Here is an 18,103-nt window from a genome sequence, read left to right on the forward strand (position 1 = left end):
CGAACATCCGCATGATGCCAGCAACCACACTCGATCTGCGCGAGACGCCGCCGCCGGAGCGCCATCCCAAGATACACAACGCCTTCGAGGCGTTGGCGGCCGGTGAAACGCTCCGGATTATCAACGATCACGAGCCCAAGCCACTGTTCTACGAGATGCAGGCCGAAGTCGACGCTTTCGACGCGGCGAACTACCAGTGTGAACAGGACGGGCCACAGAAGTACGTCGCGGACCTCCCGAAACAATGAGTGACGCCGAGTCTACCGGAACAGAGCGAGCCGATCTCGACGGTGACGGGGCCGGCCGGACGAGACTGTTCAACGGAGAGCCCAAGACCATCCAGTTGTCCCTCGATGCGGGCGAGTCGATTCCGGCCCACACCCATCCCGGTCGGGATATCGTGTTCTATCTCCGTTCGGGTGCCGTGGACCTGACGCTCGGCGACGAGACGCTGTCGCTGTCGCCGGGAGAAACCGTCCGATTCGATGGCGATCAGGACATTTCACCAGCAGCAACGGCGGACAGTGAGGCGCTGCTCGTCCTCGCAGCGTCCTCAGAGTAGGGCTACTCGAACAGGGACATCGCCGTCTCGATCGTCTCCTCGTCCGCGTTCCGCGCCGCGTCCTGTAGACTCGCCCGCGGGACAGCAAGCAATTGGTCGACCAGGCGTTCGCTCAGTTCCTCGACCGCCAGCCGCTGGTCGGCTGTCAACTCGCTGTCAGCCTGTAGCTGTGACAGTGTCCGTTCGAGTTGCTCCTTTCGAATCTTTGCGCCCCGGCTATCGATACGAGTGAGCGCTTCGTCAACGTCGACGGGCGACTCAGTGTTCCGACTCATCTGCGCCAGATGACTGTCACTGTCGTGTCGTCGGTCTCAACAGTTTCGAAGTCGTACCCTCTGTCGTCGAGTTTCGGATAGAGGTGTTGCGGGGCGCGGTCGTTGAACTGGAGCAGAACGGTGTTGTCGTTCAGATCGGCGAGCCGTTCCAGTGTCTGCTTGAGCGGCTTTGGTGGCCCGAGTGATCGCACGTCAAGCTGCGCTGTCGGTGCGTCGTCGGGCGCGTCCGTTTCCGAAATCAGGGCTGTGACTCGTTCCGTGGGCTGGTTGTTCGCCGCCATATATTCGGGTTCGGCTGTGAACGGGCCGACTGTTTTCCCGAACATATTCGGCCACATTGCCAGCAGGGACAGGGCCGTAGCAGGCAGTAATGAGCGGCATCCCTGCCGACGTGGACGCGAACGCCGCACCGCCGATGACGATTCCGCTGCGTCATTTCGTGGTCGCACTGGCATTTCTCGTCGCCGGTGTCGCCGTCGGTGTCGTTGGCGGACGAGCCGGGCATCTCGCACAGGTCCACCTCTTGCTCGCGGGCTGGGTCTGTCTCACCATCATGGGCGCGCTGACGCAGTTCGTCCCGGTCTGGTGCGGGGTCGAACTGCACTCGCGTCGCCTGGCGGCCGCACAGTTGGCACTCGCGGCGGTCGGATTTGCGGGCCTGGCGGCTTGCTTCCTGACGGCCAGCCGGACCCTGTTGCCGGTCGCCGGCTCGTTCGCACTGGTCGGTGTCTGGATCCTCTGTTACAACATCGGGCGGACGCTGCTGGCAGCTGAATCCGATGTAACGGCCATCCACTTCGGCTGGGCACTGGTGTTTTTCGCCCTCGTGACGGCCGCCGGGGTCGGGCTGGCGCTCGATCACGCTGTCGGCATCCTTCCGCTTCTGGGCGTTGGCCGGCAGGGGCTCCTGTTGGCCCACGGAACCCTTGCCGTGTTCGGGGCGGTCTTGACGACTGTCGCAGGCGCGCTGGCACAGCTTGCGCCGATGTTCACGCAGGCCGACACCGGCAAGGTCGACGTGGCGGCCCAGCGAGCAGAGACCGCCCTCTATCCGATTGGCGTGCTAGCACTTGCCGGCGGTCGACTGATTGGGTCCACCTTGCTGGCGCAACTCGGTGCGGTCCTGGTCGCGGTCGGTATCGGCGTGGTGGCGGCGCTGCTTGCGCGTCAGCTCGTCAGTGCGCGCGTCGAGTGGTCGCCGATGTTGACCCGCTACAGCATCGCGGCGGTGTCACTGGTCCTCTGGGCGGGACTGACGGTGGCCGCGTGGTGGCAAGACCCGCTTTCCTACAGCGGGCTGCTCGGTCACCCGTCAACGGTACTGCTCGTTGGCGGCGTCGGTTTCGTCGTTCTCGGGACGCTGTATCACGTCGTCCCGTTCATCGTCTGGGTCCACCGGTACAGCGACCGGCTGGGATTCGAGGACGTGCCGATAGTCGATGACCTGTACGACCACCGGATCGCTGCCCTCGACGGCGTGGCGCTGACTCTCGCGTACGGCCTTCTGGTGAGCGAGCAGTGGCTTGAGATGCCAGACACAGTGGCGCTGATCGCTGGGGCGCTTGCGCTTCTCGGCACGCTCCTGTTCGCCAGCAACCTCGTTACCGTCCTCGTCGAACACAGCCCGCAGTCGCTGCCGACACTGTTGATCGGGCGTGAACAGACAGCGGCCGAGGAGTCGTGAATTCAGGTCGTCGTCGGTTGCTCCGTGTATAGCGAGTAGGTCAGAATAAAGAACCCTACAGCGGTGAACAGCTCCTCGACAGTGACGCTCTGTGCCACCGGCATGCCGATGAGCTGATGGAGGCTCCCGCCGAGTATTGCGCCCAACGTGACGAACCCGATACCGAGACAAAGTGCCCGCATCGCCGGGGCCTTGGTGCGGCGGTACGCCCGGTACGTCAGTGGGGTCAGTATCGCCCCACAGCACAGCGTGACTGTCTTCATCCCGACTAACAGGACTGCGTTCGCTCCCAACATAACGACCAGTGATACACGCGGATAAATATACAGCTCACAGTGTTATCACCCAGTGGGAACGCCGCTAGACAGTGAATCCTCCCGAGCGATCCCGAAAACACCGGACAGACGGTCGCTGCGGTGTGCCGAACGGTTGCTACTGAACGTACAACGAGTACAGAATGATGCCCAGGCCGATAGCCGTCAGCGAACTCGACGTAAAGACGCTGACAGAGAGGAGCTGCTGGCCGAGGTATCTGCCGACGACGATGTCAAGCACTCCCCCGGCGAACGCGCCAACTGTCACCACGCCGAACCCGTACGTGAGCCACTTGTGCTGTGGGCTTTTCGTCCGCGTATACGCTTGATACGAATAGTAGGTTATCAGTCCACCGAGAATGAGGATGAGCGTCTTCGAAACGACGATGCCGACTTCTGAACTTGGAATGTGTACCATGGTTATGTCTCCTTTCGTACCTCGGACCAGAGGTTCTCCAGCCGTTGGTCCGGTGTCCGAGCCCGGTGTGAGATGTCGACGGTGAGCGACAGTTCCTCGTCGAGACTGATGACGACCTCCTCGAAGTCAATCGCGTACCGGCTGGCGTGTTGGCCGTCCGAGCGGACTTCGACGCCCTCGTACAGCAACGAGGACTCCGTCAGCAGTTCGAGCTTTCGGTAGGTCGTCGACAGCGGCACACCGCTGCGCTCCGATATTTCACTCGCCGTCAGTGGTTCCTCCAGTACGCTGACGATAGCGCGACAATCCTCGTCGTCGAGCGCGTCGAGGACCGTCTGCAACTCCGGCGTCTCCTCGTCAGCGAAGGGGTCCCGGACCATCCTTGCCCGACACTGCCCGCCCGAGACGTTTAATATAACCGACTTCGGAGCGCTTACCGCCCGACATCGACCGGTTGCAGGCTTCACGTTCCGTGATATATGGGGTGCTTATGTGTATACTCTCACTCTGTTCCCAGTACCTGAGAACGCTTCTGCAGGGCTGGGAACGCCCCTTCGGGGGTTTATACTGTGGTGTCTTATCCTCAATTGCTTATGGAAGACCAGATTGGCGCACCCGGCTCGGGCATCTCCCGTCGCGACTTCGTGAAAGCGTCCGGCCTCGGCGGCACGCTCGCGCTCGCGGGCTGTACCGCTCCGGGTGAGGTTCCAACCGAAGAGTCAGTTGACAGCAGCGCAACCCCGGCCCAGTCCGACAGCGATCTCCCGACCACGTCGCCGCCGGAGATCGTCAACGTCGACGAGCAGGGCGGAGAGGTGACGCTCTCCTCTGTGCCGGCCAAACACGAGGCCCACCCCGGCGAATCGATGGGTGGCCCCGTCGAACTCCCACAGGTGTGGGCGTTCAAAGCCGACGACGGCGAGCCAAGCGTCCCGGGACCGATTCTCCGGACGACCGAGGGCGAGGACATGGAGGTCACCTTCGACAACACGGACGGTATGCGCCCGCACACGGTGCATTTCCACGCCGTCCGGAAGAAATGGGAAGACGACGGCGTCCCGACCACGACGGGGATCCGTATCGACCCCGGCGAGAAACACACCTACACCATCCCCGCGAACGTGCCCGGGACGCACCTCTATCACTGCCACTACCAGACCCACCGGCACATCGACATGGGGATGTACGGCATCTTCCGCGTCGACCCGAAGGGCTACGAGCCGGCTGACAAGGAGTATTTCATGACGCTCAAGGAGTGGGACTCCCGGCTCAACCGCCAGATGGCCGGGATGGACGCCAGCTACGACGCTCGCAACCGCCGACCCGACACGTTCACCATCAACGGTAAGGCCGCACCGCGGACGCTCCATCCCGAAGACGGCTCGCCGATTATCGTCGAGCAGGGCGATACGGTCCGCATCCACATGTGTAACAACGGGTACATGGACCACCCGATGCACATCCACAACCACCGGTTCCAGGTGACCCACAAGGACGGCGGGAAGATTCCGGAAGCCGCCCGTCACGACCAGGACATCACCAGCATCCCGCCCGCCGGGCGACACACCATCGAGTTTGAGGCCGACGCCGATCCCGGCATCTACCTCGCGCACTGTCACAAGGTCAGCCACGCGATGAACGGCAACTCCTACCCCGGCGGGATGGTCACCGGCGTCGTCTACAAGGAAGCGATGGACACCGACATCTTCAAACAGCTGATGGAGTACGCCGGCTACGAAGGCTGAGAGCGGATTCGGAGCGGTCTGTTGGTCTGTCCCATGCGGCTGTTTTCGGCGGTTTCTCGGCAAGCGGTTCAACTGTACGACCCAATCCCGGTTCGCTACAATATATCTCATAGCGCGATATCAAACTCGCCGAGGGTTCTCACGGACTGGGAACACGCAAGGGCCGTTTTTGACGTGTGAACGAATCCGAAGCCATGGGAGAACTCGACACCGAAGTGGACGCCCCACGCGGCGCGACGAGCCGTGAGTGGGAGGTGTTCGTCCGCGAGGACACGGCGGACCCGCTCACGCACGTCGGCAGCGTCAGCGCCCCATCCGCTGACATCGCCAGAGAACAGGCGGCATCGCTGTTCGGACGGACTGCTGTCACGCTGTGGCTGTGTCCCGCCGACGAGACACAGCGCTATCAGACGGATGCTGCGACGCTCGGTTCGGGGGCACCCGGGGATGACGCCACGATGACCGTCGACGAAATGGAATCAGCGACGCTTCGGGGAGACAACCGATGATTTCGGTCTCGAAACTGCTCTGTGACTTAGACGCCGAAGGTGACGGCCTCCGATACGACGCCGCTGACGAGTCGACCAAACGCCAGATACGGGACGAAAAGCAGCGCCGGCCCGTCGTCGTCTGGAACGTCACCAAGCAGTGCAACCTTTACTGTGACCACTGTTACGCCGCCGCCGACACCGAAATCGCCGACGGGGAACTCTCGACCGCGGAGGGGAAAGCGCTGCTTGCGGACCTGGCCGACTACGGTGCGCCGGTCGTGCTGTTCTCCGGAGGCGAGCCGCTCGTCCGCCAAGATCTCGAAGAACTGGTCGCCTACGCTAACGAGGTCGGCGTCCGGCCGGTGCTCTCGACCAACGGGACACTCATCACCGAGGAGCGCGCCCAGTCGCTCAAGGACGCCGGGCTGAAATACGCCGGCGTCTCTGTCGACGGCCTGCCGGACCGAAACGACGACTTCCGGGGAGTCGACGGCGCGTTCGAGGGCGCTGTCCAGGGGATCGAGAACTGTCTCGACGCGGGACTGAAGACCGGACTCCGGTACACCATCACCGAGCGCAACGCCGCGGATTTAGAGGGCGTCGTCGACTTGCTGACCGACGTGGGTGTGGACCGCTTCTGTTTCTACCACCTGGACTACGGCGGCCGAGGGACCGAAATCGTCGATGCCGACCTCACCCCCGAGGACCGTCGGCAGGCTGTGAAGCGGGTCTGTGACATGACCCGCGAGTACCACGACCGCGGCGAGGAGATCGAGACGCTACTGGTCGGGAACTACGCTGACGCGGCCTACCTCGTCGAGTACGCCCGCGAGCACATGAGCGACGCGCAGGCCCGGCGGGTGTACGAGTACCTGCGGGTCAACGGCGGCGACCCGACCGGCGAACGCGTTGCCGACGTGGACTACCAGGGCAACGTCCACCTGACGCAGTTCTGGCAGGGCTACTCGCTGGGGAACGTCCGCGACCGCTCCTTTGGCGACATCTGGGAGGACGAGTCGAACCCGCTGCTTTCGGCGCTTCGCAACCGGGAGGACCACCTCACGGGGAAATGTGCCGACTGCCGCTACGCTGGGGTGTGTCGCGGGGCCTCCCGGCTCCGGGCGCTGACCGTCGAAGACGACCTGTTCGCGCCGGACCCGCAGTGTTACCTCGAAGACGAGGAGATCCGCGGACAACCGGCGTTTGACACCGGGGAATCAACGCGCCACACCGCAGATTGAACGGATACGGTTGTCGCGCTGTGTCCCCTCGAATACGTCCGTCACCGTTCAGGAGTGGCGGCCCAGATGATACACGACACCCCAGACGAACGAGATCCCGACCATCACGACGACAGTCCCGGCGAACTGTTCGCTTGTGGGGATTGATGCCCCGGTCACGGCAGTAATAAACGTCATAACCCGGAGCGAAAGGTCACCGAGCGGGGGCACGAGTTCCCAGATGTACTTCGACAACAATGCACCGAGGATCAGGGTCACGAACGTGGCGAGAGCGTGTGAGCCCCCAGTTTTTGTCGGCATATACGGTTCCAATGTGACATCGGACCTTATTTTTTAAGGGGATATACTACCCAACAATACCGGTTTCAATGCCCCCATTTCTGGGGACAGTGACTCAACCGATCTGCGCTGGTACTTTGGAACGCGACCGTCGCTTGACGGTCGTGTCGTCGGGAAAGCACGCGCTCAGTCTCGTGGGACAGATGGGCGTTCCTTCGGGCATTCGGCCGCCACTGGAACGGGCGGCCGACACGTTCTCCGTTTCTGTGACCCTGCTTAGGGCGGACCGGGGCGTTTTTGCCCTGCCCCCCGCTATCGGGACCTGTGCAGTCGGTTGAGCTACATACGCATTCGTCGCTGTCGTACGACGGCCGGGACCCGGTCGAGCTCCTCTTAGAGCAAGCCAGTGCGGTCGGACTGGACGCGCTGGCGGTGACGGACCACGACGAGATCGCCGCGAGCCTCCGAGCGGCCGAACTCGCCCCGGAGTACGGCCTCGTCGGCATTCCCGGGATGGAGGTCACGTGCGCCGCCGGACACGTCCTCGCTCTGGGGATTCAGGAGGCGATTCCGCCCCAGCTTCCCTTCGACGAGACGCTCGACCGCATCCGCGACCAGGGCGGGCTCGCAGTCGTCCCGCACCCGTTTCAGGAGTCCCGCCACGGCGTGTTAGAACACATCTCGAAAGACGAACTCGCCACCGCCGACGCCATCGAAGTGTACAACTCGCGGCTGCTGACCGGGCGGTCGAACCGGCAGGCCGAACGCTTCGCCCGTCGAGAAGGACTGCCGATGACCGCCGGCAGCGACGCCCACATCGCGGAGATGGTCGGGCAGGCAGTCACGAACGTCGACACGGACGAGCGCTCGGCCGACGCGATTCTCGACGCCATCCGTGAGGGCAAAACGACCGTCGAGGGCAAGCGGACGCCGTGGCGCATCAGCTTCCGGCAGGCCGCCGGTGGGGCGAAACGACGCGTCAAGAACGGCATCGCGGAGCTACTCCAGTGATGCAGGGAGCCGACCCGGACACCGTCGCCGAGGCCATCGACAGTAGCGACCCGCTCCCCGGAACCGGCGGGTTCGCGGGCGACCTCGACGGCACGCTCGTCCGTGACGTGCTCGGCCGATATCCGCTGTTCGTGGAGCGTGCTGTGTCTGCGGAGACGCGTCTCGACCCCGAACAGTGGAGCCACGACCCGACGGACCTCGACGACCCGGCGTCGTTCTCGGCCGGCCACGTTCGGGACGATAACGGATCCCAACGGCGATGGTCGCTCCCGTCGCCCGAGCCGGTCGGCGACCGCGAGACGGCCATCGAGCAGGTCCGCGACGCTGTCGAGACGAGTATCGATGCTATCGACACTGATTCCCTCGCAATCGCGTTCTCCGGCGGCGTGGACTCGGCGCTGCTCGCGGCTCGACTCGACGCGCCGCTGTACGTCGCCGGCTTCCCGGATAGCCACGATGTTGAAGCGGCGCGGTCAGCCGCTGATCTGCTGGGAACGGAAGTCCGCGTCGTCGAACTCACACACGACGCCATCGAGCGGGCGGTACCCGAAATCGCCCGTGCGACCGGGCGCACGAACGCGATGGCGGTCCAGATCGCGCTCCCGTTGTATCTCGTCGCCGAACGCGTCGCCGCCGATGGCTTCGAGCGGCTCGCACTCGGCCAAGGGGCCGACGAGCTGTTCGGCGGCTACGCGAAAGTCGCCAAGGCTCCCGAGGACCCACGCGTCGAGGCCGACACCGTCCGCGGAGCCCAGCGCGAGGTCATCGCTTCGCTCCCGGACCAGTTAGAGCGGGACGTGCTCGCGTTGCGGGCCGCCGGCGTCGAGCCGGTGACGCCGCTGTTACACGACCGCGTCGTCGCGGCCGCGCTCCGACTGGACGGTGACCTGCTCGTCGACGGCGAGACGCGGAAGGTCGCGCTCCGGGCGGCGGCCCGCGAGTCCCTCCCCCAGGAGATCGCGGATCGGGACAAGAAGGCCGCTCAGTACGGCTCGCTTGCCGCTCGGGAACTCGACCGCCTGGCCCGGCAGGCCGGCTACAAGCGCCGGATGGACGACCACGTCACGCAGTACGTCGAATCGCTCGTGGCGTGAGGGTCACTCGGCGCTGCCGGTTACGGCGACCGGCCGCTCGGAGTCGAGAATCACGCTCTGGCTGACGCTCCCGAAGACCAGCGCGCCCAGTGGCGAGCGTTTCCGGCCGCCGAGGATAATCATGTCCGCATCGCGCTCTTCAGCGACGTTGAGGATCTGGACTTCCGGGTTTCCGTGGCGCGTCTCCGTCTCGATATCGACCCCCGTCTCCTGGAGCGCTTCGACGAGTGCCTTCCCCGCGGGCGTCTGCTTGACCGACGTTTTGTCGGCCGTCCCCTCGTCGTCGAACACGCGCAGGACCGTCGCTGTCACCGAGTCCTCGGCGTGGGGGAGCCCCGTCGTCGCACTGGCCTGTGCTCTCGCCCGTTCCTCGCTGGCGTCGACCGGGAGTACCACCTGATACATGGTGACTACTACACGGTCCATGCGGTTAGTTACCAACTACCTAACAACTGGAACGGTAGCGATACCGCTTCTGGTCAGTGGCCATTCTCAGCACGGATGCTGGGGCGACCAATGCTCGATACGCCGCTATGGGCCCTGGTGTTACGCCTCGCGTACCGCTTCAATCGCGCGCTGTCCGACTTCGACTACGTCGGCCGGGAACTGGTCTGCCTGTGCTTGCAGTTCGTCGGCAGCGAACCACTCCCAGTCCTCGGCTGGCTGTTCGCCCGGCCCCGGCTCGATGTCGCGGCTGTCCGCGCGGCCGTAGAAGATGAAGTCGATGTGCTGGTGGCCGACATCCCCGTTGGCGTCGACGTTGATGTCCTCAAGCAGGAAGTGCTGTGGCTGTGGGATGGAGCGAACCGTCTCGCTCTCGATGTCCTGCTGTGGGGCAATCAGCTCTACGTCGAGGCCGAGTTCCTCGCGCGTCTCGCGTAGCGCGGCCTCGTGCGGGAGTTCGTCGCGGTCGATGTGGCCGCCGGCTGGCAGCCACATGTCGAGCTTACTGTGTTCGTGGAGCGCGACGGCACCGTCGCTGACGACGTAGACGGTCGCAACAAAATGTCGAGTGGTCTCCATACCAACGGGACGGCACAGACGGTTGTTTCGGTTACGATACCGGTCAGGGGTGGATGTTGTCTTCCGCTTCCAGCAGTTCGTGGTAGCGGTTGCGGATGGTGACCTCGGAGATGTTGGCGACCTCGCTGACCTCGCTCTGGGTCACCTTCTCGTTGGTGAGCAGCGAGGCGGCGTACACTGCGGCGGCGGCGAGGCCGACCGGCGACTTGCCGGAGTGGACGCCCTCCTCCTTGGCGTTCTGGAGGAGCTGGCGGGCGCGGCGCTCGACCTCCTCGGAGAGATCGAGATCCGACGCGAACCGCGGGACGTAGCTCTCCGGGTCGGCCGGCTGGATTTCGAGGCTGAGTTCCCGGACGACGTAGCGGTAGGTGCGGGCGATCTCGTCTTTCTCGACGCGGGAGACGCCGGCGATCTCATCGAGGGACCGCGGCGTACCGGCCTGGCGTGCGGCGGCGTACAGCGACGCCGTCGAGACGCCCTCGATGGAGCGGCCGGGCAGCAGGTCCTCGTCGAGGGCGCGGCGGTAGATGACGCTGGCCGTCTCGCGGACGTTCTCCGGGAGGCCGAGCGCGGAGGCCATCCGGTCGATCTCACCGAGGGCCTGCTTGAGGTTGCGCTCCTTGGAGTCCCGTGTCCGGAACCGCTCGTTCCAGGTCCGCAGTCGCTGCATCTTCTCGCGCTGGCGCGAGGACAGGGAGTTGCCGTAGGCGTCCTTGTCCTGCCAGCCGATGTTGGTCGAGAGCCCCTTGTCGTGCATCATGTTCGTCGTCGGGGCACCGACGCGGGACTTCTCGTCTTTCTCCTTCGAATCGAACGCGCGCCACTCGGGACCGGGATCGATCTCGTCCTCCTCGACGACCAGGCCACAGTCCTCACACACCGTCTCACCGCGCTCGCTGTCGGAGAGTAGCGACCCGCTACACTCCGGACAGACGAGCGTCTCCGACTCCTCTTCTTCGGTCTGCTCTGTCTCCGTCTCGCGCTCGTTCGAGTATCGGCGGATGCTGGTATCGGTCATTTGTTGGGGGTGGACAACCGGGTATCGTACCCGAAAAACGTGTTGTAGCCTATTGTTGTATCTACGGCGACTTAAAACTTTTGTCCGTTTCGGAAGTCCAATTTTCCGAAGAGAAAACAAGAATTGGCGATTCGTATGGATACTGTTCACAACCAGTTACTTTCGCTACATTTCTCCCCGGTGTTTCGAAACGCTTACCGCGCATCCAGCACTCCGGCCCGACATGAGCGACCCCGCCGTCGATCCCGAGGAGGTCCGGCACGTCGCCGACCTCGCCCGTGTCGACCTCGCAGACGACGAGATCGAGCGGTTCACCGAGCAGTTGGGCGACATTCTCGACGCGTTCGAAGCGCTCGATGACGTGCCCGAGACAGAACGGGAGGCCGAACTCTCGAACGTGATGCGACCCGACGAGACGCGCGAGAGCCTCTCACAGGAGGAAGCGCTTCAAAACGCCAGCGATACCGAGGACGGACAGTTCAAAGGGCCGAAGGTGTCGTAGATGACGGCGTACAACGGCTACATCTCCGACGAAACCATCGAAGGGGCCGACGACGGCCCGCTGGCGGACAAGACCGTTGCGGTCAAGGACAACATCTCCACCGAGGGCGTCCAGACGACCTGTGGCTCGGCGATGCTCGAAGGCTACGTCCCACCGTACGACGCGACAGTCGTCCAGCGCCTGAAAGACGCCGGCGCGACCATCCCCGGCAAGACGAACATGGACGAGTTCGGGATGGGGACGACCACCGAAACGTCGGCGTACGGCCCTGTCGAGAACCCCGTCGCCGAGGGCCGCGTTCCGGGCGGGTCCTCCGGTGGCTCGGCCGCCGTCGTCGCTGCCGGCGACGCCGACCTCGCGCTGGGGAGCGATACCGGCGGCTCCATCCGCTGTCCGGCCGCCTTCTGTGGCGTCGTCGGCATCAAGCCCACCTACGGACTGGTCTCCCGGTACGGCCTCGTCGCCTACGCCAACAGCCTCGAACAGATCGGCCCCATCGCGCCGACCGTCGAGGACGCCGCCGAACTGCTGGATGTCATCGCCGGGCCGGACGAACACGACGCGACGACACAGGAAGCGCCCGAAACCGACGGCTCCTACGCGGCGGCCGCCGACGGCGATGTCGACGGGCTCTCCATCGGCGTGCCGACGGAACTCCTTGACGGGGCCGACGAGGAAGTCGTCGAGACGTTCTGGACGGCACTGGACGACCTCGAAGCCCAGGGCGCGAGCTACCACGAGGTCGACCTCCCCTCGGTCGAACACGCCGTCGAGGCGTACTACGTCATCGCGATGTCCGAAGCATCCTCAAACCTCGCGCGGTTCGACGGGGTGCGGTACGGACAGTCGGGCGGCTACGACGGCAACTGGAACGAGTCCTTCGCCAACGCACGCGAGGCGGGCTTCGGTGAGGAGGTCAAACGCCGGATCCTGCTCGGCACGTACGCCCTCTCAGCGGGCTACCACGACAAGTACTACAAGAAGGCCCAGGACGCCCGCGCGTGGGTCAAACAGGACTTCGACGAAGCGCTTGAGGACGCCGACGTGCTGGCGTCGCCGACGATGCCCGTGCCGCCGATGAAACGCGGTGAGAGCCTTGACGACCCGCTCACGATGTATCTAGCCGACGCCAACACGACCCCGGTGAACCTCGCGAACCTTCCGGCTATCTCCGTCCCCGCCGGCGAAACCGACGACGGGCTCCCGGTCGGGCTCCAGTTGGTCGGGCCGGCCTTTGGCGAACGAGAAATCATCCGGGCCGGCAGCGCGCTGACCTGAGACCGGACCCGGACTCCCCGTACGCTTTTTGTTCGTCACAACGAACGAACAATTATGGCTCCCCTCCGGTCCACTACGTGGTCCCTCCGCGCACGCCTCATCGCGCTCGTAGTGGTGCTCGTCGCTTTCGACGCCGTGGCTGTCGCCGTCGCGTACGTGCTGGGGCATGTCGCGGTCGGTCTCCTGCCGCTGGTCGGGTACGACACCGGGACGCTGTTCTGGACGATGGGATTCGATATCGTGCCGCTGTGGCCCGTCGTCCTCGGTGGGACGCCGCTCGTCCTCGCGGTCCAATCCATCTACGGCTACCGGATGACGCTCCGGGACGCCGGGACGACCGAAACCGAATCCCCGGCGTCCGACCCCGAGTCCGTCGATGAGATGCGGGCGAAGATACGGCGCAGCGAAACCGCCGACCGCCTCCGAGAACGGGTGGCTCGGCTGGCACAGACGGCGAACATGGCGACACCGGACGTGACAGTCATCGACTCGGAGACGCCCAACAGCTACGTCGCCAGTCGGCCCGGCGAGCAGACGCTATTCGTGACCACGGCGCTCGTCGACCAACTCGACGATGCAGAACTCGACGCCGTCATCGCCCACGAACTGGCGCATCTCAAGAACGGCGACGCGTTCGTCATGACTGCAGCCGCGTTCCTCCCGACTGTCAGCGCGCTGTTCGCTCGCACGCTCGGGAAGACACTGCAGTATTCGGTGTTCTGTCACTGGTTCCTCGGCGGCGACGACCGGGACGGGACGTGGGTCGCTGGCGGGAACATTCACCTCGTGATGCTGCTCTTTGCTGTCATCGCGATACCAGTCGCGGCGACACTGTATCTCGCCAGCACGGCCTGCTACCGACTCCTCTCACGGATCCGAGAGTACGCCGCCGATGCGGGCGGTGTCGCCATCTGTGGCTCCCCGGCGGCACTTGCCAGCGCGCTGGAGTCGCTGACAGACGACCAGCGCCCGGACAGGGACATCCGGACCGCCGAGACCGGCGTCCGAGAGCTCTGTGTGGTCCCACACGCAATTGAGCCCGGCGAACAGACCGCGCCGGAGGGACGGGCCGAACGGCTCGCCCGTCGGTGGCACAGCGTCACCGAACGGCTGCTGCCCGGATCACATCCAAACGTTGACGACCGTATCGCCGCCCTGCAGGAGCGACAGTCCGTGCTCGACGAGCGTAATCGACCGTAATCTCGAAAGGACACAGTTTACTCGCCGGCGGCCCGAGAGAGGGTATGAGCGACGACGCCGACGGGCGATTGAGCTGGCTCCACTGGCCGACGGTCCTGAAGGGACTGGCGCTCGGGATTGGGGTCGGGATGATACTGGCCGTCGCACTGGGAGATTTCTACCTCGGCATGGCGCTGGGGACGCTGAACGGACTGGCGTTCGGTGTCGGCTGGTCGCACTCGCGGAACTGAGTTGCCGGATCGAGTGCCGCGGTGGCGACAGCTACAGCACGCTGTCGTACACGTCGGCCAGCTTGTCGATTGCGTGCTCGACGCTCACGACGTTTCGCCGGGCCACGCAGCGCTCCCGCAGGCGCTCCCGGTCGTCGAGGACGCGCTCGATAGCCCGGCGGAAGCCGTCGATGTCGCCCTCATCGTAGGAGTAGCCGGTCTCGCCGTCCTCGATGGTGTCGCTGAGCGCGCCGGCGTCGACACCCGCGACCGGCGTGCCACAGCAGTTGGCCTCCAGCGCGACCAGCCCCTGTGTCTCGACGGGGCTGGGGAACGCGAACACGTCTAGAGTAGAGTAGAGTTCCGGGAGTTCCGCCCGGTCGAGAAAGCCGAGGAAGCGCACGTCAACGTCGCTGTGTTCGGCCGTCGCTTCGAGGGATTCCCGGGCCGGCCCGTCGCCGCCGAACACGACAGTCACATCCAGGCCCTCGCAGGCGGTGATGATGTCCTCCAGGCACTTCTCGTAGCCGTGGCGGCCGGTGTAGCCGACGATGGGGCCGTCGGGGAGGTCGTAGCGGTCCCGGAACGCGGCCGTGTCGACCGGTTCGAACACGGTCGTGTCGACGCCGTTCGGGACCACCGTCACCGTCGTATCGAGGTCGATAGACTCCCGGAGGTGCGTGGCCGCACGCTCGCCCGGCGCGATGACGGTGTCGGCACGGCCCAGGAACCACCGTTCGTAGCTCTCGGCGCTGGAGCGGACCGCCGACTCGACAGCGCCGTTGAATGAGACGTACTCGGCGTACTCGCTCGTCGGCGTGTGATACGACGCGACGAACGGCACGTCGAGTTTGCCCGCGAGTCGCTGGCCGGCCATCCCGAGGCTGAAGGGGGTGTGGGCGTGGACCAGTTCGGCATCCCGGACGCCTTTCGGTATCTGTGGCATCCCTAGGCGAAACCCCTCGTAGAAGGGAAACGGCAGGCTCCGGACTGGGTACTCGTTGCCGGAGGGCTCGTGATCGCTGTTCGGATACACCACGTCCATGCGACCGCCGCGGTCGCGCCAGCGGTCCCGCCACGTCTCGACCGTGTAGGTCACCCCATTGACGGTCGGGAGGTACGTGTCGGTGAACGTCGCGACGTGCGGCAGTGCCATCGCCGCGGCGTAGCAGGACCAGGGCTTAAACCGTTGCCATTGGTAAGCCACCCGTCAGACAGTTGTCACCCGTTGGTGGGTGCCAGAGTCCTTTTGGGGGACCGTGGTAGATTGGGGATAATGGATCGGGATGGCTGGCTGTACGCCTGGGCAATCGCATCGGTGGCACTGGGCGCGGGCTCGTTGCTCGTTCCGCTGTATTTCGTTGCTATCGGCGGCGAGACGTTCATGCTGGGCGTCCTCGCGGGGGTGGCCGCCGCCGCGGGCGCACCGGGCGCACTCATCTTCGGACGCATCGCCGACAAAACAGGGAAGCGCCGGTCGCTCGTCCTCATCGCGCTGGGACTGGCGACCTCCGCGCTGGTGCTCGTCTCGCTCACCGAGCAGCCGTGGCTGGTCATCGTCGGCAACGGCTTACTGTGGTTCGCGGCGGGTGCTGTCGCGCCGGTGCTGACGCTGCTCGTCACCGTCGGCACCGTCGAACGGGACTGGCCGACGCGGTTCGCCGTCCTGAACCGCTACCAGGGCTGGGGATGGGCGGGCGGGTTAGTCCTCGGGCTGGTGTGGACGACGCTGTTGTCGGCCCCGCTCGGAGCGATTTCCGCCCAGCAGTCGCTGCTGTGGGTGTGTGCGGCCGCGGTCGGTCTGTCGGCGTTTCTCGCGGCGAAACGGCTACCGGCCGACCCCGACGAACTCGACCGCCCGCGGGCCAGCCGGATCGCGCGGGCCATCGCCCGGTCGCGTCGGCTCCCGGTCAGGAGCGCGACGTTCCCGGTTGGCCCGGGCCGGTTGTACTGGCTCACGCGGTCGATGCATCCCAGGGAGGTCGCCGCCCGGTTCTCACCGGCGCTGACGATCTACTTCGGGGCCGTCGTGGCGTTTTTCGTTGGCTTCGGCGTGTTCTGGGGGCCGCTGCCGCTGTATCTCTCGCGGACGCTCGGCTACGAATCGGGACTCGTCTTCGCACTGTATCTCGTTTCCAGCGTCGGCTCGGCGCTGTGGTACGACCGCGCCGGCAAACTCACCGAGCGATACGACCCGAGCGGACTCCAGGTCGGGAGCCTGCTCGCCCGCGCAGCGCTCCATCCGGCCGTTGCCGTCGTGGGACTCCTGCTTTCGGCGACGCTCGTGGGCACGATTCTCAACGGTATCGTGTTCGTCCTCATCGGCGTCGCCTGGGCCGTCATCGCCGTCACTGCGGCCAGCGTCGTCACCCAGCTCGCGCCGTCGGCCATCCGCGGTGAAGCGCTCGGGCTGTACACTGCTATCTCCGGGCTGGCGAGCGGTATCGGGTCGATACTCGGTGGCTGGCTCGGCGGCTACGACTTCCTGCTGGCGTTTTCTGTCGCTGGCGCGCTGGTCCTTGTCGGCGCGGCGCTGGTCGCAGTCGTCTGGCGGCGCTCGCCGGCGGTGTCTGTCGACAGCGAACCGGTTTCAGCGTAACAATCGCTTCGACCGCTCAAGCCATCCGCCGCGACCCGCTCAGGCCAGTTCTTCGTACGTCTCGACCAGCCGCCGGCCGACCCGGTCCAGGCTGTGTTCGCTGGCCGTCTCTTTGGCGTTCTCGCCCAGTTGCTCCCGCAGGTCGGGGTTCTCAGCGAGGCGCTCCAGTGCCTCGCGGAACTCCGCTTCGTCCGCACAGATGAGACAGTCGTGGCCGTCCTCGTAGTACTCCCGGAACACCGGGATATCCGAGAGGACGACCGCTTTCCCGCAGGCCATCGCCTCCAGCACGGCGATGCCCTGGTTCTCGGCCTTCGTCGGGAACAGGTACACGTCGCCGGCTCCGAACGCGCCGCGGATGTCCTCGACCCAGCCGGTAAAGGTCACGTTTTCGGGCGGGTCGTTCACCCACCGCGAGACGGTCTTGGAGGCCTGTGGTCCGGCGTCGTAGGGCCCGAACCACGCGAAGTCATAGTCCGTCTCCTGGGCGAGTTCGCAGAACGTCGTCAGCCCCTTGCGCTCGAAGACGTTGCCGACGGCGAAAACGACCATCCCGTCCAGATCGTAGCGCCGTCGGTAGTCCTCGCGCAGGTCCTCGAAGCCCGCCAGTGCGTCGATATCGACACCGTTCGTCATCGGCCGTATCGGCGTGTCGACGGGATAGGATTCGAGGATGCCCTTCGTGTACTCGGAGGGACAGAGCACGAGGTCGGCCTGCGAGTAGAACCGCTTCAGATAGCGGCCCAGCGCCGGCGCGATCAGGTTCGATCCGCGGAAACTGTCCCGGAAGTCCTCGCGGGTGACGTGAGCGTGGAGGACGAGCGGGATGTCCGCATGGTCCGCGTACCGAGCCACGGCGACCGAGCCCGGCCCGATCATGTTGCAATGAGCGATATCGAACTCGCGGAACACCGGGTCGTCGAAGGCGACGTTGCCCCCGAGTGCCCACGCCGGATGCCCCTCCTGCCAGGGCGTCGTCTCCACCTCGATGTCGGTCTCGGACAGCGCCGCCCGCTGGTGGTCCACGGCGGTGCCGATGCCCGACCGGTCGAGGCGGTCGGCCAGTTCGAGATAGTTCAGGACGCGCACGTCTCGGGCAACTCCGCCGGGGCCGAAAATCCTACCGACTTCGCCCAAAAGAAACGGCCCTGATACGCTGA

24 protein-coding genes are annotated in these 18,103 nt (G+C 65.2%); 13 read left to right on the forward strand and 11 right to left on the reverse strand.

The window, feature by feature from the left end; genetic code table 11:
* Positions 1 to 14 precede the first annotated feature (14 nt).
* On the forward strand, positions 15 to 248 hold the full coding sequence (locus NDI54_RS17595) for a DUF2249 domain-containing protein (RefSeq protein ID WP_310897748.1): 234 nt from the start codon (positions 15 to 17) through the stop codon (positions 246 to 248).
* Positions 245 to 562, forward strand: a complete 318-nt coding sequence (locus NDI54_RS17600; protein ID WP_310897749.1) for a cupin domain-containing protein — start codon at positions 245 to 247, stop codon at positions 560 to 562. Before NDI54_RS17595 ends, NDI54_RS17600 begins: the two co-directional genes overlap by 4 nt.
* Before the next feature lie 2 nt (positions 563 to 564).
* Here the strand turns inward: NDI54_RS17600 and NDI54_RS17605 are convergent, their stop codons facing one another.
* Both NDI54_RS17605 and NDI54_RS17610 read right to left on the reverse strand, forming a co-directional pair.
* Positions 565 to 837, reverse strand: a complete 273-nt coding sequence (locus NDI54_RS17605) for a glutamyl-tRNA reductase (RefSeq protein ID WP_310897750.1) — start codon at positions 835 to 837, stop codon at positions 565 to 567.
* A complete protein-coding gene (locus tag NDI54_RS17610) occupies positions 834 to 1,175 on the reverse strand; it encodes a DUF2249 domain-containing protein (protein WP_310897751.1) in 342 nt (113 codons plus the stop codon). The genes NDI54_RS17605 and NDI54_RS17610 overlap by 4 nt, the downstream gene beginning before the upstream one ends.
* 32 nt (positions 1,176 to 1,207) lie before the next feature.
* Here NDI54_RS17610 and NDI54_RS17615 point away from each other — a divergent pair, with 32 nt between their 5' ends.
* Entirely contained in the window at positions 1,208 to 2,521 is a 1,314-nt protein-coding gene (locus NDI54_RS17615) for a hypothetical protein (protein WP_310897752.1), read from the forward strand.
* 2 nt (positions 2,522 to 2,523) lie between these two features.
* On the opposite strand, the gene NDI54_RS17620 is transcribed toward NDI54_RS17615, so the two are convergent.
* The 3 genes from NDI54_RS17620 to NDI54_RS17630 all read right to left on the reverse strand — a co-directional run bounded on the left by NDI54_RS17620 (position 2,524) and on the right by NDI54_RS17630 (position 3,633).
* On the reverse strand, positions 2,524 to 2,817 hold the full coding sequence (locus NDI54_RS17620) for a DUF7521 family protein (RefSeq protein ID WP_310897753.1): 294 nt from the start codon (positions 2,815 to 2,817) through the stop codon (positions 2,524 to 2,526).
* 136 nt (positions 2,818 to 2,953) lie between these two features.
* The gene (locus NDI54_RS17625) at positions 2,954 to 3,253 is read right to left on the reverse strand and encodes a DUF7521 family protein (RefSeq protein WP_310897754.1); all 300 of its coding nucleotides are present in this window, start codon (positions 3,251 to 3,253) and stop codon (positions 2,954 to 2,956) included.
* A gap of 2 nt (positions 3,254 to 3,255) precedes the next feature.
* Complete coding sequence (locus tag NDI54_RS17630; protein WP_310897755.1) at positions 3,256 to 3,633, reverse strand: helix-turn-helix domain-containing protein; 378 nt, start codon at positions 3,631 to 3,633, stop codon at positions 3,256 to 3,258.
* A 213-nt stretch (positions 3,634 to 3,846) separates the two neighbouring features.
* On the opposite strand from NDI54_RS17630, the gene NDI54_RS17635 reads away from it, so the two are divergent.
* From NDI54_RS17635 to NDI54_RS17645, 3 genes are all read left to right on the forward strand, one after another.
* Positions 3,847 to 4,998, forward strand: a complete 1,152-nt coding sequence (locus NDI54_RS17635; RefSeq protein ID WP_310897756.1) for a multicopper oxidase domain-containing protein — start codon at positions 3,847 to 3,849, stop codon at positions 4,996 to 4,998.
* Positions 4,999 to 5,192: 194 nt separating this feature from the next.
* Entirely contained in the window at positions 5,193 to 5,507 is a 315-nt protein-coding gene (locus NDI54_RS17640; RefSeq protein ID WP_310897757.1) for an Htur_1727 family rSAM-partnered candidate RiPP, read from the forward strand.
* Entirely contained in the window at positions 5,504 to 6,730 is a 1,227-nt protein-coding gene (locus tag NDI54_RS17645) for a TIGR04347 family pseudo-SAM/SPASM protein (RefSeq protein ID WP_310897758.1), read from the forward strand. Before NDI54_RS17640 ends, NDI54_RS17645 begins: the two co-directional genes overlap by 4 nt.
* A gap of 48 nt (positions 6,731 to 6,778) precedes the next feature.
* Here NDI54_RS17645 and NDI54_RS17650 read toward each other — a convergent pair whose 3' ends face one another.
* The gene (locus NDI54_RS17650; protein ID WP_310897759.1) at positions 6,779 to 7,030 is read right to left on the reverse strand and encodes a hypothetical protein; all 252 of its coding nucleotides are present in this window, start codon (positions 7,028 to 7,030) and stop codon (positions 6,779 to 6,781) included.
* Between the two features lie 303 nt (positions 7,031 to 7,333).
* Here NDI54_RS17650 and NDI54_RS17655 point away from each other — a divergent pair, with 303 nt between their 5' ends.
* On the forward strand, positions 7,334 to 8,020 hold the full coding sequence (locus NDI54_RS17655) for a PHP domain-containing protein (RefSeq protein WP_310897760.1): 687 nt from the start codon (positions 7,334 to 7,336) through the stop codon (positions 8,018 to 8,020).
* Positions 8,020 to 9,114, forward strand: a complete 1,095-nt coding sequence (locus NDI54_RS17660) for an asparagine synthase C-terminal domain-containing protein (protein WP_310897761.1) — start codon at positions 8,020 to 8,022, stop codon at positions 9,112 to 9,114. The genes NDI54_RS17655 and NDI54_RS17660 overlap by 1 nt, the downstream gene beginning before the upstream one ends.
* 3 nt (positions 9,115 to 9,117) lie before the next feature.
* Here the strand turns inward: NDI54_RS17660 and NDI54_RS17665 are convergent, their stop codons facing one another.
* The 3 genes from NDI54_RS17665 to NDI54_RS17675 form a co-directional block, all read right to left on the reverse strand.
* A complete protein-coding gene (locus tag NDI54_RS17665) occupies positions 9,118 to 9,540 on the reverse strand; it encodes a universal stress protein (RefSeq protein ID WP_310897762.1) in 423 nt (140 codons plus the stop codon).
* A 120-nt stretch (positions 9,541 to 9,660) separates the two neighbouring features.
* A complete protein-coding gene (locus tag NDI54_RS17670; protein ID WP_310897763.1) occupies positions 9,661 to 10,137 on the reverse strand; it encodes an NUDIX hydrolase in 477 nt (158 codons plus the stop codon).
* A gap of 43 nt (positions 10,138 to 10,180) precedes the next feature.
* Positions 10,181 to 11,155 (reverse strand): transcription initiation factor IIB, encoded by a 975-nt coding sequence (locus NDI54_RS17675; RefSeq protein WP_310897764.1) that lies wholly within the window; start codon positions 11,153 to 11,155, stop codon positions 10,181 to 10,183.
* A gap of 223 nt (positions 11,156 to 11,378) precedes the next feature.
* Between NDI54_RS17675 and gatC the strand changes: the two genes are divergently transcribed.
* Genes gatC through NDI54_RS17695 form a run of 4 tightly spaced genes read left to right on the forward strand, consistent with a single transcriptional unit; the run spans position 11,379 to position 14,365 of the window.
* Positions 11,379 to 11,657, forward strand: coding sequence for an Asp-tRNA(Asn)/Glu-tRNA(Gln) amidotransferase subunit GatC (gene gatC / locus NDI54_RS17680; RefSeq protein ID WP_137684241.1), 279 nt, complete (start codon positions 11,379 to 11,381; stop codon positions 11,655 to 11,657).
* Positions 11,658 to 12,935 carry an Asp-tRNA(Asn)/Glu-tRNA(Gln) amidotransferase subunit GatA gene (gene gatA / locus NDI54_RS17685; RefSeq protein ID WP_310897765.1) on the forward strand — a complete coding sequence of 426 codons (1,278 nt, stop codon included), beginning with the start codon at positions 11,658 to 11,660 and terminating at the stop codon, positions 12,933 to 12,935.
* Positions 12,936 to 12,989: 54 nt separating this feature from the next.
* Positions 12,990 to 14,135, forward strand: a complete 1,146-nt coding sequence (locus NDI54_RS17690) for a M48 family metallopeptidase (RefSeq protein WP_310897766.1) — start codon at positions 12,990 to 12,992, stop codon at positions 14,133 to 14,135.
* Positions 14,136 to 14,179: 44 nt separating this feature from the next.
* Positions 14,180 to 14,365 carry a hypothetical protein gene (locus tag NDI54_RS17695; RefSeq protein ID WP_310897767.1) on the forward strand — a complete coding sequence of 62 codons (186 nt, stop codon included), beginning with the start codon at positions 14,180 to 14,182 and terminating at the stop codon, positions 14,363 to 14,365.
* Positions 14,366 to 14,396: 31 nt separating this feature from the next.
* On the opposite strand, the gene NDI54_RS17700 is transcribed toward NDI54_RS17695, so the two are convergent.
* Positions 14,397 to 15,500: a glycosyltransferase gene (locus tag NDI54_RS17700; protein WP_310897768.1), complete on the reverse strand. Its 1,104-nt coding sequence runs from the start codon at positions 15,498 to 15,500 to the stop codon at positions 14,397 to 14,399.
* A 120-nt stretch (positions 15,501 to 15,620) separates the two neighbouring features.
* Here NDI54_RS17700 and NDI54_RS17705 point away from each other — a divergent pair, with 120 nt between their 5' ends.
* Positions 15,621 to 16,943 carry an MFS transporter gene (locus NDI54_RS17705; RefSeq protein ID WP_310897769.1) on the forward strand — a complete coding sequence of 441 codons (1,323 nt, stop codon included), beginning with the start codon at positions 15,621 to 15,623 and terminating at the stop codon, positions 16,941 to 16,943.
* Between the two features lie 39 nt (positions 16,944 to 16,982).
* On the opposite strand, the gene NDI54_RS17710 is transcribed toward NDI54_RS17705, so the two are convergent.
* A complete protein-coding gene (locus tag NDI54_RS17710; protein ID WP_310897770.1) occupies positions 16,983 to 18,032 on the reverse strand; it encodes a glycosyltransferase family 4 protein in 1,050 nt (349 codons plus the stop codon).
* Between the last annotated feature and the right edge of the window lie 71 nt (positions 18,033 to 18,103).

Origin of the sequence: Haloarcula terrestris, from assembly GCF_031624315.1 — an archaeon.
Classification (GTDB): Archaea; Halobacteriota; Halobacteria; order Halobacteriales; family Haloarculaceae; genus Haloarcula; species Haloarcula terrestris.

Coding starts and splice junctions, on each gene's coding strand:
- NDI54_RS17690 (WP_310897766.1), top strand. CDS start 12,990: ATGGCTCCCCTCCGGTCCACTACGTGGTCCCTCCGCGCACGCCTCATC.
- NDI54_RS17615 (WP_310897752.1), top strand. CDS start 1,208: ATGAGCGGCATCCCTGCCGACGTGGACGCGAACGCCGCACCGCCGATG.
- NDI54_RS17695 (WP_310897767.1), top strand. CDS start 14,180: ATGAGCGACGACGCCGACGGGCGATTGAGCTGGCTCCACTGGCCGACG.
- NDI54_RS17610 (WP_310897751.1), bottom strand. CDS start 1,175: ATGTGGCCGAATATGTTCGGGAAAACAGTCGGCCCGTTCACAGCCGAA.
- NDI54_RS17635 (WP_310897756.1), top strand. CDS start 3,847: ATGGAAGACCAGATTGGCGCACCCGGCTCGGGCATCTCCCGTCGCGAC.
- NDI54_RS17665 (WP_310897762.1), bottom strand. CDS start 9,540: ATGGACCGTGTAGTAGTCACCATGTATCAGGTGGTACTCCCGGTCGAC.
- NDI54_RS17700 (WP_310897768.1), bottom strand. CDS start 15,500: ATGGCACTGCCGCACGTCGCGACGTTCACCGACACGTACCTCCCGACC.
- NDI54_RS17620 (WP_310897753.1), bottom strand. CDS start 2,817: ATGTTGGGAGCGAACGCAGTCCTGTTAGTCGGGATGAAGACAGTCACG.
- NDI54_RS17605 (WP_310897750.1), bottom strand. CDS start 837: ATGAGTCGGAACACTGAGTCGCCCGTCGACGTTGACGAAGCGCTCACT.
- gatC (WP_137684241.1), top strand. CDS start 11,379: ATGAGCGACCCCGCCGTCGATCCCGAGGAGGTCCGGCACGTCGCCGAC.
- NDI54_RS17705 (WP_310897769.1), top strand. CDS start 15,621: ATGGATCGGGATGGCTGGCTGTACGCCTGGGCAATCGCATCGGTGGCA.
- NDI54_RS17625 (WP_310897754.1), bottom strand. CDS start 3,253: ATGGTACACATTCCAAGTTCAGAAGTCGGCATCGTCGTTTCGAAGACG.
- NDI54_RS17675 (WP_310897764.1), bottom strand. CDS start 11,155: ATGACCGATACCAGCATCCGCCGATACTCGAACGAGCGCGAGACGGAG.
- NDI54_RS17645 (WP_310897758.1), top strand. CDS start 5,504: ATGATTTCGGTCTCGAAACTGCTCTGTGACTTAGACGCCGAAGGTGAC.
- NDI54_RS17600 (WP_310897749.1), top strand. CDS start 245: ATGAGTGACGCCGAGTCTACCGGAACAGAGCGAGCCGATCTCGACGGT.
- NDI54_RS17670 (WP_310897763.1), bottom strand. CDS start 10,137: ATGGAGACCACTCGACATTTTGTTGCGACCGTCTACGTCGTCAGCGAC.
- NDI54_RS17650 (WP_310897759.1), bottom strand. CDS start 7,030: ATGCCGACAAAAACTGGGGGCTCACACGCTCTCGCCACGTTCGTGACC.
- gatA (WP_310897765.1), top strand. CDS start 11,658: ATGACGGCGTACAACGGCTACATCTCCGACGAAACCATCGAAGGGGCC.
- NDI54_RS17640 (WP_310897757.1), top strand. CDS start 5,193: ATGGGAGAACTCGACACCGAAGTGGACGCCCCACGCGGCGCGACGAGC.
- NDI54_RS17630 (WP_310897755.1), bottom strand. CDS start 3,633: ATGGTCCGGGACCCCTTCGCTGACGAGGAGACGCCGGAGTTGCAGACG.
- NDI54_RS17660 (WP_310897761.1), top strand. CDS start 8,020: ATGCAGGGAGCCGACCCGGACACCGTCGCCGAGGCCATCGACAGTAGC.
- NDI54_RS17595 (WP_310897748.1), top strand. CDS start 15: ATGCCAGCAACCACACTCGATCTGCGCGAGACGCCGCCGCCGGAGCGC.